Origin of the sequence: Dermabacter sp. (assembly GCF_032550575.1) — a bacterium.
Taxonomy (GTDB): Bacteria; Actinomycetota; Actinomycetes; order Actinomycetales; family Dermabacteraceae; genus Dermabacter; species Dermabacter hominis.
Genome location: NZ_JAWFZC010000010.1, coordinates 1 through 13,106, shown reverse-complemented (window position 1 = coordinate 13,106; position 13,106 = coordinate 1). Strand labels below are relative to the sequence as shown.

Annotated in this window: 12 protein-coding genes and 1 tRNA gene; 7 read left to right on the top strand and 6 right to left on the bottom strand. The window is 64.0% G+C overall.

The window, feature by feature from the left end; all coding sequences use genetic code 11:
* Nucleotides 1-22 precede the first annotated feature (22 nt).
* Nucleotides 23-1,231 carry a mannose-6-phosphate isomerase, class I gene (manA, locus tag E6X30_RS09545; protein WP_316336112.1) on the top strand — a complete coding sequence of 403 codons (1,209 nt, stop codon included), beginning with the start codon at nt 23-25 and terminating at the stop codon, nt 1,229-1,231.
* Between the two features lie 18 nt (nt 1,232-1,249).
* On the opposite strand, the gene E6X30_RS09540 is transcribed toward manA, so the two are convergent.
* A complete protein-coding gene (locus E6X30_RS09540; RefSeq protein WP_316336110.1) occupies nt 1,250-2,626 on the bottom strand; it encodes an MATE family efflux transporter in 1,377 nt (458 codons plus the stop codon).
* 119 nt (nt 2,627-2,745) lie between these two features.
* Between E6X30_RS09540 and E6X30_RS09535 the strand changes: the two genes are divergently transcribed.
* Nucleotides 2,746-2,818 (top strand) — tRNA-Ala (locus E6X30_RS09535).
* Between the two features lie 419 nt (nt 2,819-3,237).
* Here E6X30_RS09535 and E6X30_RS09530 read toward each other — a convergent pair.
* From E6X30_RS09530 to E6X30_RS09520, 3 genes are read right to left on the bottom strand one after another with little or no spacing between them, the layout of a single operon-like run.
* Nucleotides 3,238-3,984, bottom strand: a complete 747-nt coding sequence (locus E6X30_RS09530) for an ABC transporter permease (RefSeq protein ID WP_316336109.1) — start codon at nt 3,982-3,984, stop codon at nt 3,238-3,240.
* A 4-nt stretch (nt 3,985-3,988) separates the two neighbouring features.
* Nucleotides 3,989-4,741 carry an ABC transporter permease gene (locus E6X30_RS09525; RefSeq protein ID WP_316336108.1) on the bottom strand — a complete coding sequence of 251 codons (753 nt, stop codon included), beginning with the start codon at nt 4,739-4,741 and terminating at the stop codon, nt 3,989-3,991.
* Nucleotides 4,738-5,637 (bottom strand): ATP-binding cassette domain-containing protein, encoded by a 900-nt coding sequence (locus tag E6X30_RS09520; protein WP_316336107.1) that lies wholly within the window; start codon nt 5,635-5,637, stop codon nt 4,738-4,740. The genes E6X30_RS09525 and E6X30_RS09520 overlap by 4 nt, the downstream gene beginning before the upstream one ends.
* A gap of 141 nt (nt 5,638-5,778) precedes the next feature.
* Here E6X30_RS09520 and E6X30_RS09515 point away from each other — a divergent pair, with 141 nt between their 5' ends.
* Together E6X30_RS09515 and E6X30_RS09510 are read left to right on the top strand one after the other, a co-directional pair.
* On the top strand, nt 5,779-6,993 hold the full coding sequence (locus tag E6X30_RS09515; protein ID WP_316336106.1) for a histidine kinase: 1,215 nt from the start codon (nt 5,779-5,781) through the stop codon (nt 6,991-6,993).
* Nucleotides 6,990-7,658, top strand: a complete 669-nt coding sequence (locus E6X30_RS09510) for a response regulator transcription factor (RefSeq protein ID WP_316336105.1) — start codon at nt 6,990-6,992, stop codon at nt 7,656-7,658. Before E6X30_RS09515 ends, E6X30_RS09510 begins: the two co-directional genes overlap by 4 nt.
* A 543-nt stretch (nt 7,659-8,201) precedes the next feature.
* On the opposite strand, the gene E6X30_RS09505 is transcribed toward E6X30_RS09510, so the two are convergent.
* Nucleotides 8,202-8,492 carry a hypothetical protein gene (locus tag E6X30_RS09505; protein ID WP_316336104.1) on the bottom strand — a complete coding sequence of 97 codons (291 nt, stop codon included), beginning with the start codon at nt 8,490-8,492 and terminating at the stop codon, nt 8,202-8,204.
* 192 nt (nt 8,493-8,684) lie between these two features.
* Here E6X30_RS09505 and E6X30_RS09500 point away from each other — a divergent pair, with 192 nt between their 5' ends.
* From E6X30_RS09500 to E6X30_RS09490, 3 genes are all read left to right on the top strand, one after another.
* Nucleotides 8,685-9,209 (top strand): GNAT family N-acetyltransferase, encoded by a 525-nt coding sequence (locus E6X30_RS09500; RefSeq protein ID WP_316336103.1) that lies wholly within the window; start codon nt 8,685-8,687, stop codon nt 9,207-9,209.
* 74 nt (nt 9,210-9,283) lie between these two features.
* Nucleotides 9,284-10,060, top strand: coding sequence for a thioredoxin domain-containing protein (locus E6X30_RS09495; protein ID WP_316336102.1), 777 nt, complete (start codon nt 9,284-9,286; stop codon nt 10,058-10,060).
* 26 nt (nt 10,061-10,086) lie between these two features.
* The gene (locus E6X30_RS09490; RefSeq protein WP_316336101.1) at nt 10,087-11,091 is read left to right on the top strand and encodes a hypothetical protein; all 1,005 of its coding nucleotides are present in this window, start codon (nt 10,087-10,089) and stop codon (nt 11,089-11,091) included.
* Nucleotides 11,092-11,099: 8 nt separating this feature from the next.
* Here E6X30_RS09490 and E6X30_RS09485 read toward each other — a convergent pair whose 3' ends face one another.
* The gene (locus tag E6X30_RS09485; RefSeq protein ID WP_316336100.1) at nt 11,100-12,620 is read right to left on the bottom strand and encodes an aminotransferase class V-fold PLP-dependent enzyme; all 1,521 of its coding nucleotides are present in this window, start codon (nt 12,618-12,620) and stop codon (nt 11,100-11,102) included.
* Between the last annotated feature and the right edge of the window lie 486 nt (nt 12,621-13,106).

Below are 13,106 nucleotides of genomic sequence, written 5' to 3'. Positions count from 1 at the left end.
CCTTGGCGGCGGAAGGCAGAGGATGCGGCGAATCAACGGCCATCGCCAGCGCTACGCGTGGGGCTCGCCCACCGTTCTGCCACGATTCCTTCGAACGGCAGCCGACGGCGAGCCTTGGGCCGAACTGTGGTTCGGTGCTCACCCGCTCGCTCCCGCCACCGTGGCCTCGAGCGATCTCGCGCTCAACGAAGCGATCAGCGCCGACCCCGAAGGGATGCTTGGCGATTCCGTCGCGCGTGCGTTTGATGGCGCACTGCCGTACCTAATGAAGCTCATCGCGCCCGCGGAGCCTCTCTCACTCCAGGTGCACCCCACGCGAGAGCATGCGCGCGAATGCTTCGCGGCGGAGAACGCCGCGGGCCTCCCGCTGGACTCTCCCGAGCGCAACTACCGCGATGCGAACCACAAACCAGAAATGGTCCTCGCCCTCGAACCCTTCGAGGCACTGTGCGGATTCCGCACCCCGCGCAAGGCCGCCTCGATCCTCGAGGGGCTCGAGGCGCCGCTCGCGAAACGCATGCTCGCCCTCCTGGTTTCGCAGCCGAGCGCGCACGGAATGCGCGCGGCTTTTCGCATGCTCGTCGCCCCTGCCATGCGTCCGGAGCCGGCCGACATCACGGTGCTTGCCAACGAATGCGCGGCGCGCCTCGAGTCGCACCGCTCGCCCTCCCCTCGCATCGACCGAGCCGTGGCGCTGCTCAACGAGAAATACCCCGGCGATCCCGGCGTTGCCGCAACGCTCCTGCTCAACCCCGTGTCACTCAAACCGGGCGAAGCGATGTTTGTTCCCGCGGGTGCTCTGCATTCGTATTTGAGCGGTTTCGCGGTCGAAATCATGGCCTCAAGCGATAACGTGTTGCGCGCCGGCATCACCCCCAAGAAAGTCGACGCCGACGAGCTCCTCCAGTGCGTGTCCGTGACCGCCGCCCCGCCGATCCGCATCGCGCCCGAGCGCCTGAGCGACGCCACGAGCGCCTACTTCGCGCCGATCGACGACTTCGAGCTCTCGACGTTCACGAGCGAGACGGGCGGGACGAACGCGGACGCGGTGGCGCGCACGCTCGTGGGCACTGGCCCGCGCATCGTGTTGTGCATCGAGGGGCCGCTCACCCTCGAAACCTCGGCGGGAGTGGACACGCTTGAGCGGGGCGAGGCCGTCTTTATCGCCGCGAGCGAAGGACCCCTCACAGTGCGTGGGCACGGCAGGCTCGTGCAGGCAAGCGTCCCGTAGGGTGGTTCCGACGCTCGCCTACGCCTCGGCGTTCTCGTGTTCTTCGAGGTGCATCCACGCGTCGCTTCGGCCGCGCCACCAGAGTGTCGCGGCGCGCGAGGCCAGGAACACGAACGTGAAGATGGCCCACAGAAGTGCCAGTGCGAACGGGGAATCAGCGGGAAGCAGGCCGGCGTCGGACACCCACCAGAGCCCCAGGGCAAACGGGAGATACGCACCCATCGTGACGAGCCCGGCGAGTCCGAGGTAGCGGGCATCGCCCGCGCCCATGTAGACCCCGTCGAGCACGAATACGTAGCCCGCGAGCGGCTGCGCGATGAGCAGCACGATAAGCGCCCACGTGAGCGAGCGCTGCACCGCGGGATCGGGCGTAAACACCTGGGGGAGCACGAATGACGCGAGGAGAAGCACGGCGGCGACCGCGATCCCGCCGACGAAAGACCAGCGCACGAGCGTGCGCGTCACGGACTCGACGCTCTTGCGGTCGCCCGCCCCGAGGTGCTTGCCCGTGAGCGCTTGCGCCGCGATCGCGAGGGAGTCGAGGGCGAGCGCCGTAAGGGAGAAAACGGAATTCATGAGCTGATGCGCGGCGAGCGTGACTTCGCCGAGCTTGATCGCGATGGCCGTGGCCGTAAGGAGCACGATCCGCATCGTCACGGAGCGAATAAAAAGCCAGCGGCCCTCCCGCCACGCCGAGTTCACGCCCGAGAAGTTCGGGGCGAGGCTCACCGAGTGGCGTCGGGCCCCGCGCACGATAATCCCGATGTACCACGCCGCCATACCCCACTGGCAGATGAGCGTGCCGATCGCGGAGCCCGCGATGCCGAGGCTGAGGCCGAAAATGAGGGCCCAATTGATGGGAACGTTGAGCGCTGCCCCCACGGCCGCGATGATGAGCGTGATGCGCGTGTCCTGAAGGCCGCGCACGAGACCGAGGGCCGCCTGGATCATGAGCATCGCCGGAAGGCCTGCGGCGGAGATCTGCAAGTATGTCGATGCTTCGTGTGCAACCTCGGCGCGGGGGCCGAAGAAGCCGATCACGACATCCGCGCCGAAGCCCAGCACGAGCGCGCATGCGAGCCCAATGAGGGCGGCGAGCCACGTCGCATCGATGCCCTTCGTGAGCGCCCTCGTCATGTTGCCGGCGCCCACGGCGCGGGCCACCGCTGCCGTTGTCGAGTACGCGAGGAAGATTGCGAGGCCCACGACCGTTGTGAGGGTCGTCGAGGCGATCGAGAGGCCAGCGAGGGCAGCCGTGGACACGTGCCCCACAAAGGCCGAGTCCACGAGAATAAAGAGCGGTTCGGCAACGAGCGCGCCGAGCGCGGGAATCGCGAGCGCGAGGATCGCACGCGCGTCGGTGCGTGGGGCAGCAGAAGGGGCGGGTGTCGTCACTCTTCGATGCTATGAGGGACCGAGTCTTCGGTGAGTTTTCCTCGCTGCAAACGTGATGAGGAAGTCACCGCCCCAATTCGGTGCGAGCCTTGTTGGTGCGGTAAAGTAGATCCGGTTCAGGGGCTATAGCTCAGTTGGTAGAGCGTTTCGTTCGCAATGAAAAGGTCAGGGGTTCGATTCCCCTTAGCTCCACAAAGTATTGAAGCCCGGCGTAATGCCGGGCTTCTTTTGTATCTGCGGTGACCTCGGTCGGGGCATCGATGTTGGTGCGCGAGGGGGTCGAGACGCGTGGTGATCTGGTCGAGGCAGACGCGGGTGCGGCTCCGTTCTTTTTTGAGAAGAGCGAGGAGATAGTAATGGCCCACTGGGCTCGGGCGAGCTTGGCGAAGTACATCTGCCGCCTCTTCCTACTGTGCCGATGCGAGTAATGAAGCGGTCGATCACTGCGACGCGAGGTTGCATCGCGATGCCAGTGAACGTGCAAGCGCATCCCTTCGCGGACACGGCTATAACGTCTGCTTCCTATGGTTCCACTTGCGGACATCGCTACTTGCAAGATCCATGAGTGTGTCCCGATCTTCTTGGACGTGGGCGGTGTGCATGCTGGCCATTCAACGGAGTTTGACGGTGCGGATCGCCGTGACGGTGAGTAGAACGATGATCAGTGCAGGGCCGAGCGCCGTACCGATGAGCGGCAACGCGCTCTGGGCGCTGAGCCCACCAGAGCCAGCGAGCGCGGTCGATCCGAGGTTCAGGGCGCGGGTGTTAATGGCTTGCGGCCAGAGGAAGCTCAGTGGGCGTAGGGCTTCGCTGGTCACGGTAGCGACGCCGACGACGCATCCGAGCAGGCAGATTGCGACGGGTGCCGCGAATGACTTGAGCAGCATTGACAGCAGAGATTGGATGGCGATCAAAGGCAGGGCCGCGAGGACGGAGATCGCGCCGATGAGGGCGAACTGCCACGGGATCGCTCCCTCTAGCCCGAGTACGAGCGTGCCCGAGATCAGGGTGCCTGCGACGAGGACGAGCTGCATGAACGCGACGGGGATCATGATGACCAGGACCTTGGCGACGACCAGCTTGACGGGCTTGCGGGTGGTGGTCAGGAGGAGGTTCCAGTTGGTGCCGCGGTGTTCCACCCGCCAGGCGGTGGACGCGATCAAGCCGATCCCGATGGAGAAGAACAGTAGTCCGTAGAAGAGGGTGACCTGCGAGGTGAAGGATGCCCATCCGGCGTCGAGGGTGTCGGGGTTGTTGGCGAGGTTGATCGTCCCGGTGGTGACGGCCAGCAGCGGGAGGATGAGCGCAATGATCCAGGTGGCGGAGCGCTTGAGTTTGAGGATTTCTGCGCGGAGCACGGGGTTACCTTTCGATCCGGTCGAGATGTCGGGTGGCGACGACGAAGACGATGCCGACGAGGATGAGGAAGCCGGCGATCCATCCGAACGGCGGCGTGAGATACACGAGGCGGTCTCCCTGTTGCCCGATTGGGGAGATCATGGCGTAGTACCCCCAGGGGATGAGCCGGGCGATGGCGGTCGAGGTGAGGAGTGTGAAGACGCCGAGGAACGCGCCGAGCATGCCGACGCCGACGGAGACGAGCTGGTTCTCCACGATGGCGGCGAGCCAGATGTGCAGCGCGAGGAACGCGACATCGATGAGGAACAGCAGCCCCGTGTACAGAACCCACGGCCCCGGATCGAGGGGCACGCGGATACCGGCGAACAGGCCGATACCGATCACGAGCAGGGTCTGCACGATCACGGCGGGCAGCAGGACCGCGCTGAGCGCGACGAGTTTCGCCCGGCACAGCATGCCGGGTGAGTAGCCAGCGGTGGAGGCGAGGGTCCAGCCGATGCCAGAGTGTTCGATGTCGGTCTGTCGGCTGGCGAGCACGGCGGCGAGGATCGGGGAGGTCATCGCGGCCATGAGGGTGTAGGTCACCATCAGGCCCGCCCAGGGCAACGCGTCCGGGTCGTTGAACGATTCCTGCGTGCTGCCCGCGAAGAGGGAGAAGCTGGACAGACCCGCGACGGCGATGACGAGGATTGCGGTGATGGGGAACGTGCGCAAGCGGCGCATTTTACGAAATTCGAGTCGGATTGTGCGCTTCATAGCAGCCCACCCCTGCCGGTGAGATCCATGAACACGTCTTCGAGGCTCTGAGCAACACGACGCACTTCGTAGATTGGGACACCTGCGACAGCGAGCTGGTAAATGACTTTCGCGGCCTGGCCCTTGTCTATCCCGCTCATCCGGATGCCCTCGGGAACCCGCGTCGCAGTGAGCCCTTGTGCGAGGGCGGCCTGCGGGTCGGAGGTCTCGATGATCAGATCGGGCACGGACTGTTCGAAGAGCTGGTCGCGGCTGCCCTGGAAGATCATCTTCCCGCTGGAGAGGATGCCCAGGACGCTGGCCATCTTGTCGATCTCGTCGAGCAGGTGGCTCGATACCATCACGGTGATCCCTTGACTGGCCAGGTCCACAAGCAGCATGCGGATTTCCTCGATCCCGGCGGGATCTAAACCGTTCGTAGGCTCGTCGAGAATCAACAGCGCAGGATCACGTGCGAGCGCCATGGCGATACCGAGGCGCTGCTTCATGCCCAAGGAGTAGTTGCGGACGAGCTTGTGCTGATGCTTGGTCAACCTGACCGTCGCCAGTGCGTGGTCGATCTGTGCCGCGGACAGGTCGAGCATGTCTTGAATGATCCGCATGTTTTCGCGGCCAGTGAGGTGCCCGTATCCGGGAGGAGCTTCGATCATCGACCCGATCGACGGCAGCAGCTTGGTGCGCGATGCGCGCGTGAGCGGTTCGCCGAGGACTTCGATGTCGCCGCTGGTCGGCTGGGTCAGGCCCAGGATCATCTTCATCGTGGTCGACTTGCCCGAACCGTTCGGGCCGAGGAACCCGTACACCTCGCCCTGCGGGACGTCAAGGTTCAGGGAATCGACGGCCGTGTGGGTCTTGAACTGTTTGGTCAGTTCGTGAGTAGTGATGGCGCTGTTCATACGTGCCTCGTTTCATTCGGATCGGTCACGTTATCTACGATCCCCGGGCCGGCCGTGCAGCGGATCGTGCTGTGGCACGAAGTTGGGCTTCATACCGGGGTATGAAGCCCAATCCAGGACTGCGCCGTACGCTAGTCAGGTATGGAACCGTTCACTAGCCCCGCGATACGTAGACGGCTCCGTGTCATCTGGCAGGCGAGCCCCTGGGTCGCCGATATCTTTCTCGCGGTAATCGTCGGTGTTCTCGGGGCGATCAGCCGACCCGCTCTGTCGTTCGCGACGCCCGAGCAGACAGCTTTCGGCATTGTCGTGTTTGGTTGTTCGATCGCGCTAGTCTTTCGCCGCCTGCGCCCGCGACTCGTTCTCGCTGTCGTTGGGGTTCTGCTTGTCGTGCATCTCGTAGCGGTGCGAGAGCTGACCGTCTTCGCCGGTGCGGTCTGCTCGATTGCGGCATACACCACGCAGACGCGACTGCTTCCGCCGTGGCGGTGGGGGTACGGCGCTGCCATTTACGTCGGTGCAGGAGCGGCGGTACTCACCTCGCCCGCGCCCATACCGGACAGCGGCGCGAAGATAAGACTGGTGACCGCTGTAGCCGCTGCGGCGCAGATCACTATCGCCGTCTTAGTGGGCGTGATCCGGCGCAACCGGAGAACACGCTACGAAGATGCTCTTGAGCGCACAGCATTCCTTGAAGCGCGACAGGAGGTAGAGCGGCGGCTCGCTGCTGTCGATGAGCGCACCCGCATTGCTCGTGAGATGCATGATGTGCTCGGCCACTCCCTAAACACGATCGCGGTACAGGCGGAAGGCGCCCGCTACGTCATGCGCACCGATCTGCAGCGCGCCGATCAGATACTCGCAAACATTGGGCGCCTGAGCCGTACCGCCGTCGATGACGTACGCGGTCTCATCTGCGTATTCACCACTGATGCCGACGGCGACGCATCCATGCGCCCCACCCCGACGTTGCGGGATGTCGGTGAACTCATAAGCGACTTGCAATATACGAGATCTGCGATCCGGCTGCACATCGAAGGGGACCTCTCATCGATCCCCGATCAGGTCGGTCTCGCCGGTTACCGGATCATCCAGGAAAGCCTCACCAACATGTTGAAACACGCTGACGGTGCAAACGGTAGTGTCCGCATCCTTGTACACGATCACGATGTCGAACTGACCGTTCTGAATTCCGCGATCAGTGACCCGCACACCTCGCTACGAGATGACTCGCACCGTGGGATCATTGGGATGCAGGAACGTGCGCGCGCACTCGGAGGCACGCTCACCGCCGGCCCTGATTCGAACACCGGAGGATGGCGCGTCGAAGCGACTCTGCCCTGGAGACGGTCATGATCACGATCGGACTGGCCGACGACGAACTCCTGTTCACCGAGGGACTCGCGATGATCCTCGACGCACAACCCGACATGTGCGTCCTCTGGCAGGCCATCGATGGAACCGATGTTCTCCGCCAGCATGCTCGTGAAGCGCCGAGCATCTTACTCCTCGACATCCAGATGCCCACCCTCGATGGGCTCGCCGCCACTCAGCGGCTCGTCGCCGCTGGTACATCGAGCAAGATCATCATCCTGACCACCTTCGACACCGACGAATACGTGCTCTCCGCAATCGAGTCCGGCGCATCAGGCTTTCTGGTCAAGAACACCGCTCCCGACGATGTCGTCGCCGCGATCCGCACCGTTTACGGCGGCGACGCCGTCATTTCACCCGGCCCCACCCGCCGACTCTTCACGACGTTCCGGAAGCGCCCGCGAGGTTCCGCAGTTGAAGCCTCACCTACCGATCATCGCCTCGCGGATGAACTCACACCCCGAGAACACGACATCCTCGCTCTCATCGCCAGAGGCCGAACCAACCAGGAAATCTGCGACGAACTCTGGCTCACCATGCCCACCATCAAAACTCACATCGGCAACCTCCGCGCCAAGACCCAATCCCGGGACCGCGTACAGCTTGCGCTCTTTGCCCTGCGTGTAGGCATCGCCGAACTCACCTAACGCCAACAACCACGCAGCGAGCTTCTGCAGTGGATGGGCACGTCCGGCGTGCTAGAGGTCCGGAAGTGCCCGGCGATCAGTACTACGGGGGAGTAAAACGTGTGCAGTTGTGATCTGAGGTTTGAGAATCCCACGTGGAGGAGGTAGATGATGGCCTGTTGCGACGGACTACCTTTCCGAGTAAGGCGACTATGCGGCCCGCTTCGGTGCCGAAGGGTTGTCGGTGACCATCTAGGTCAAGGGCGACGAGGGGAGGCGTAGCCTGAGGCTGGCCAGGCTGGGCGCGATGTGGGGTGTCTCCTCGAGCGTGTCGCAAATCGTGGTCCCGCTCTCGACTTCGAGCGTACGGAAATCCTCGATGACTTTGCGGTTTTGAACCCTTTCAGCGGACTCTGGCCTCCAAGCATTCGCAGATGGATATTCTCGCGATTCGCGGAGGGCCGATCCAGGAGCTTCTTCCTTTCATGATCAGGCAGGTACAAGACGATTTCGACCGTGAGGTTACGCTTACCCGGCGAGGTCCACTCTGTGGCGTTTTCGGATTCATTCAGTCAGCCCTGCGCCAGATGGCCATCGAACGCTTTGGAGTCGGTCAGGATGCATTCTCGCGTATCGAGGATTATCTGCCGACGCCGGTAGATCGAGATCGTCGCGGAAGCGCTCGGCGTCGTGCTTCTTATTCGGTATCAGGGTGACATCCCGCCCGCCTTCGACCCGCACGCGCACTTTCGTAAAGATGCCGGGCTTGTAGTCGACGCCGCGCACGGCGTGGGCCGGCGCTTGTCGCTTGATGACAGATCCGCGAAACTCGCCCACGATTTTGATCCGCAGCACGCGCGAGACGCTCCCCGCTGCCCATATCGTGAACATTTTTCACGTTTTCGTCTCGGCCACCAAGAATCCGAGGCGTCTTCAATCGAAGGCGCCACACTTTCTGCTGGTGGTGCGACCGTCAAGTTGGCCCACGCTACGGCATAATTGGCGGCCAGCCGCCACTCAATAACCGCAAGAAAGGAGCGATCCTCAATGCTCGTGGTTCGCTCCCTCGATTCGACCGATAGCGACGAGATTCTTCGCGTTCTTCGGGATGACGGCGGCTACGCGATGCGCGTCAACGGCGAGCAAGCCGATTCCCGCACTGTGGCCTCGCTCCTGAGCGACAAACCGCCCGAGGTGAGCGCCGATGATCACCACGTCGTGGGTCTGTGGGTCGACGATGAACTCGCGGGAGTCGCCTCGTTTGTCGTGGGGTGGCCGTCCCCGGACATCACGTATCTCGGCCTTCTTCAGCTGCGCACAAGCCATCAAGGTCGTGGGCTCGCCCGTGCCTTTCACCGAGCACTTCGCGCCGAGTTTCCTGCGCGGTGGCGCCTCACGGTGGTCGACACCAACGCCGACGTCCTCCCGTTTTGGGAGCGCCTTGGGTACGCGCGCACGGGGGAAACGAAAGAGTGGATCAGTGATTCGGGCCTTCGCCACGAAACTATTGTCATGGAACTTCCGGCTTCACGTGAGCGCCCTGCTCCGCTCCGCCCGCTGCCCACATCGTGAACATTTCGCACGATTTTCGTCTCAGTCCCCATGAGTCCCGAGGCTTCTTCAACCGGAAGCGCCACAATAGCTCCATGGATAGTCACAAGACTTCGCACGAACCTGCCCTGAACCGCCTTGTCACCACCCGCCGCGCCGCGATTTTTGCTGGTGGCGCAACCGCCGCGGCACTTCTTGCCGCATGCGGAAACTCCGGGAGCAAGGGAGGCGGGCAAGCGTCGGACTCCGGCGATGCCGACGCCGCCCCCGCCCTGCCGTCGCCCACGCAGAGCGCTGCGGTCAGCGTGCCGTTCGACGAATCGAGGCCCTACCTCGAGTTCAACCCCGATTCCAAGGGGCCGGCCGTCGAGTTGCTCGTCGATTACCGCTGCCCTCACTGCAAGCTCTTTGCCGAGGCGCAGGATAAGGACATTCGCGAGCTCGTTGAGAAGGGGTATATCAACTATCGCGTGTACCCGCGCCCGATGCTCGATAAGGTCACGGGCCTCAATTTCTCGAACGATACGGCGAGTGCCGTCGTCGCGTCGTGGGCTGAGGATCCGAAGCTGTTCTGGGGCATGAACGACGCGATGTTCGCGCTCCAGCCCGAATCGCCGGAGGACCCCACGCCCGATACGGCCGAGGTTGCCGAAGCCGCGGTGAAGGCCGGCGCGAGTGAAGAGGTCAAGAACGCCGTCCTCGACGAGAAGTACCGCGACTACGTCGCGACTATCGAAGAGGTCGGCCAGGAACGCCAGGTGGGCACCCCGACGGTATACATCGATGGCGAGGAATGGATGGGCGACGGTGAAAAGCCCGGCACGCTCAAAGCCGACCTCGTGAAAGCAATCATCGCGAAGGCCAAGAAGTAGAATTTCGCGATTGATAGCCTGAGACCATGAAAAAGCGAGCCGCGCACGAATGTGATGCCGGCTCGCTTTTCACATGGCATGCACCGCTTTTTGCCGTCGCCGATCGGCGTGCTTTCGCGCGGGAGCGGCGTGCAGGGTTGGAGGCGTGGTGTGCGGGGCAACCGTCGGAATCGTTCGAGCGGCGAGCGGTCGAGATCGTGACTTCGGCTGTGCCGCCGTCGCCTGCGTTATGCAGGGCTGCGCTCGAAAAGCTCGAGGCTGCGGAAGGTCGTGACCAGGCTCTTCGAGCGCTTCTCTTGCAGAGGTTCGCGCTTTCTGTGCTCGACCCTGGGGGTGTGCGTTCAGGGCGAAGGGCGCGCGTTTTTAGTCCGACGGATGCCTACGATGCCGCAGCAGAGGCATTTGCGTGGTGTGAAGCCGCGGGGGAGAACGACGCTGTGGCCCGTGTTCCCGACGTTGCCGTTGAACTGGGCCTTACCCTCGTGCGCGCTGCACTCGTGGCTGAGCGAGCAGAGGCGGTGGATCGACCTCTTGCCGTTGTGGCGGAGCTTGCGCCGAACGTCGAGGCTTCGCATGTGCGCTTCCACGCGTGGTCGTCGATCGCGATTGCGCGCCTCGCTCTCGGCAATCCGGATGAGGCGCTGATCCCCGTTAACCGCGCAAAAATTCTTGCGGATCGCGCAGGCGACCTCGCAGGTCAGTGGCACGCCGAGCGGATCCGGGCGCAAGCACTCGGCATGATGGGGCGGGAGCGGGCTGAAGTTGCCGCGCACGATGAGGTCGCGCGCCTTGCGGAGCGCGTCGCCGACGACCTCGATAGCACCCCCGAGTTGCGCCGCGATGCGACGATTTCGGCGCTTCGGGCACGCGCACACCTGCTCGCGCACATGCGAGCCGACGGCCGAGACCGAGCCGCAGCGCACGAGATTGAGGCGATGCGACGCCGTATGGCACGCGCTCGCGCCGCGGGCGATGCCGATGAAACGGTGCTTGCCGAATTCGAGAGCCTCGCGCTCGCGGACTCGCTCTGAGACGCGCGTTAGGCCATCGTGTCGCGCAAAACCGCGATTACGCGGTCCGCTTCCGTATCGGGGTTCACGAACACAAGTCGCAGCACCGTTTCGCCGCCGTGCTTGGTGGGGATGCACAGGATCACGCCGTCGCGGGCCATGCGCTGCGACCACTCGTGATACTGCTCGTCGGTCCAGCCGGGGCGGCGGAACACGAGAACGCTCAGCTCGGGTTCGATGACCATTTCGAGGTGGTCGATGTCGTCAATACCGCGGCGCACCGCGCGCGAGGTCGAAAGGCACTTCTCGATCGCTTCGGAGTACTTCGCCGTGCCGTGCGTCAGCAGCGAATACCACAGCGGGAGGCCGCGCGTGCGACGCGAAAGATGGGCCGCGAGATCGCTCGGGTTAGCGTCGGACCTCACGATTGAATCCAAGTATTCGGCGTGCTGAGAATGCGCGCGGTAGGCGGGGCTCGGGTCCCGGTACACGAGGGCGCAGCAATCGTATGGGGCGAAGAGCCACTTGTGGGGGTCGACGATGAAGGAATCGGCCTGTTCGATGCCGTCGAAGCGCGGGCGCGCGCTCGGGGCAGCGAGGGCGGCGCCACCGTAAGCGCCGTCGATGTGAACCCACACGCCGCGCGCGTGAGCGACCTCGACCACGGAGCGGATGTCGTCAACGATGCCGGCGTTGGTCGTGCCGCCCGAGGCGACAACTGCGAACACGCCGGGGTTCTCGTCGAGGGCGCGTGCGAGATTCGGGCCGCTCAGGTGTCCGCGCTCATCAACGGGAACGGTCACGACTTCGACGTCGAGGAGGCGCGCCGCGCTGCGGATCGAGGAGTGGGCGCTGCTCGCGCACGCGACCTTGAAGCCGGTTGTGGGGCGGCCGTCCATGAACACGCCGCGGGCGGCCCATTCTTCGCGGGCCTTCTCGCGTGCCGTGGCGAGCGCCGAAAGGTTGCCGCTTGTGCCTCCCGAGACGAAGGCGCCAGCGGACTCTTCGGGCCAGCCGAGCAGATCCATGAGCCACCGCAGCACCTGGTTCTCGGCCCAGATTGCGCCCGCTCCGGCTTCCCACACGCCGCCGAAAACGTTAGCGGCGCTCACGACGTTGTCGAAGGCGACGGCCGCGCGCGTGGGTGCGCCGGGAATGTAGGCGAGGTTCATGGGGTCGTCGGCGGCGCGGGTTGCCGGGATGAGGATGTTCTCGTAGATCTCGAGGGCGCGGTCGGCGCCGATGCCCTCTTCCGTGATCATCTCGCCGGCGAGGGCCTTGACTGCGGCGTCGAGCTCAGCCGCGGGGCGCGCTGTGGCCTTGGGGTCGTGGGCGAGAGCGGTGTGCTCGCGTGCCCACTTTTGCGCGGCTTCGACGGCGTGCTGCTCGTCGCCCCACACGCTCGAGAGCATGCGGCTCGGGCGTTGGGTCGCGTAGGCGGTGGAGGCGGAACTGTTGGTGTTGGGGTCGGTGCCGGTGGCAGCCAGGTTTTCGTTCCGACGCTCGCCCGCGCCCTGTCGAAGGTCATTCTTCTGTTCGTTAGTGCTCACGCTCTCAATCCTAGGTGCGCGGGCCGGGACCCGTGGCAGAACTGAGGCGCCCCATCGCTCCAATGCAGGGGACGCCTCTCGCCCCCCGGACAATCTCCACGAATGGCTCTGGTGTCCTCTCGCTAATGGCGGCGTGCCGCTTTCGGCAGCGCGGCCGCTTCCTCAGACTCTTGCATCTGTCGAGACTCTCGCATCTGTCGCGAGCGTTCTTCCCGTGGTGTTCAGGTTGCCTAGCTGTCGTATGTGGGTGTGGTGCTGGTGTAGGTGCGGCCTGTTGGGGTGGTCCAGGTGGTGGTGTGGGGTGTGGTGTTGGTGGTTGTGGTGGTGACGGTGAGGGCTTCTTTGGCGAGGTTGCATCGGGTGCAGAGGCCTTGGGCGTTTTCGATGTGAGGTTACCCTCGTTTAGTGGACACCCTATTAGTGCGGATCTTGTGTCCGTAGGAGAGGATGTTCATTGTGAGTCAACAGCGCAAGAAGTACACGCCG

Excerpts from the sequence above, each read along its gene's own strand:
- manA (WP_316336112.1), top strand. The coding sequence starts at position 23 with ATGCGGCGAATCAACGGCCATCGCCAGCGCTACGCGTGGGGCTCGCCC.
- E6X30_RS09525 (WP_316336108.1), bottom strand. The coding sequence starts at position 4,741 with ATGAAGCGCACAATCCGACTCGAATTTCGTAAAATGCGCCGCTTGCGC.
- E6X30_RS09520 (WP_316336107.1), bottom strand. The coding sequence starts at position 5,637 with ATGAACAGCGCCATCACTACTCACGAACTGACCAAACAGTTCAAGACC.
- E6X30_RS09515 (WP_316336106.1), top strand. The coding sequence starts at position 5,779 with ATGGAACCGTTCACTAGCCCCGCGATACGTAGACGGCTCCGTGTCATC.
- E6X30_RS09510 (WP_316336105.1), top strand. The coding sequence starts at position 6,990 with ATGATCACGATCGGACTGGCCGACGACGAACTCCTGTTCACCGAGGGA.
- E6X30_RS09500 (WP_316336103.1), top strand. The coding sequence starts at position 8,685 with ATGCTCGTGGTTCGCTCCCTCGATTCGACCGATAGCGACGAGATTCTT.
- E6X30_RS09495 (WP_316336102.1), top strand. The coding sequence starts at position 9,284 with ATGGATAGTCACAAGACTTCGCACGAACCTGCCCTGAACCGCCTTGTC.
- E6X30_RS09490 (WP_316336101.1), top strand. The coding sequence starts at position 10,087 with ATGAAAAAGCGAGCCGCGCACGAATGTGATGCCGGCTCGCTTTTCACA.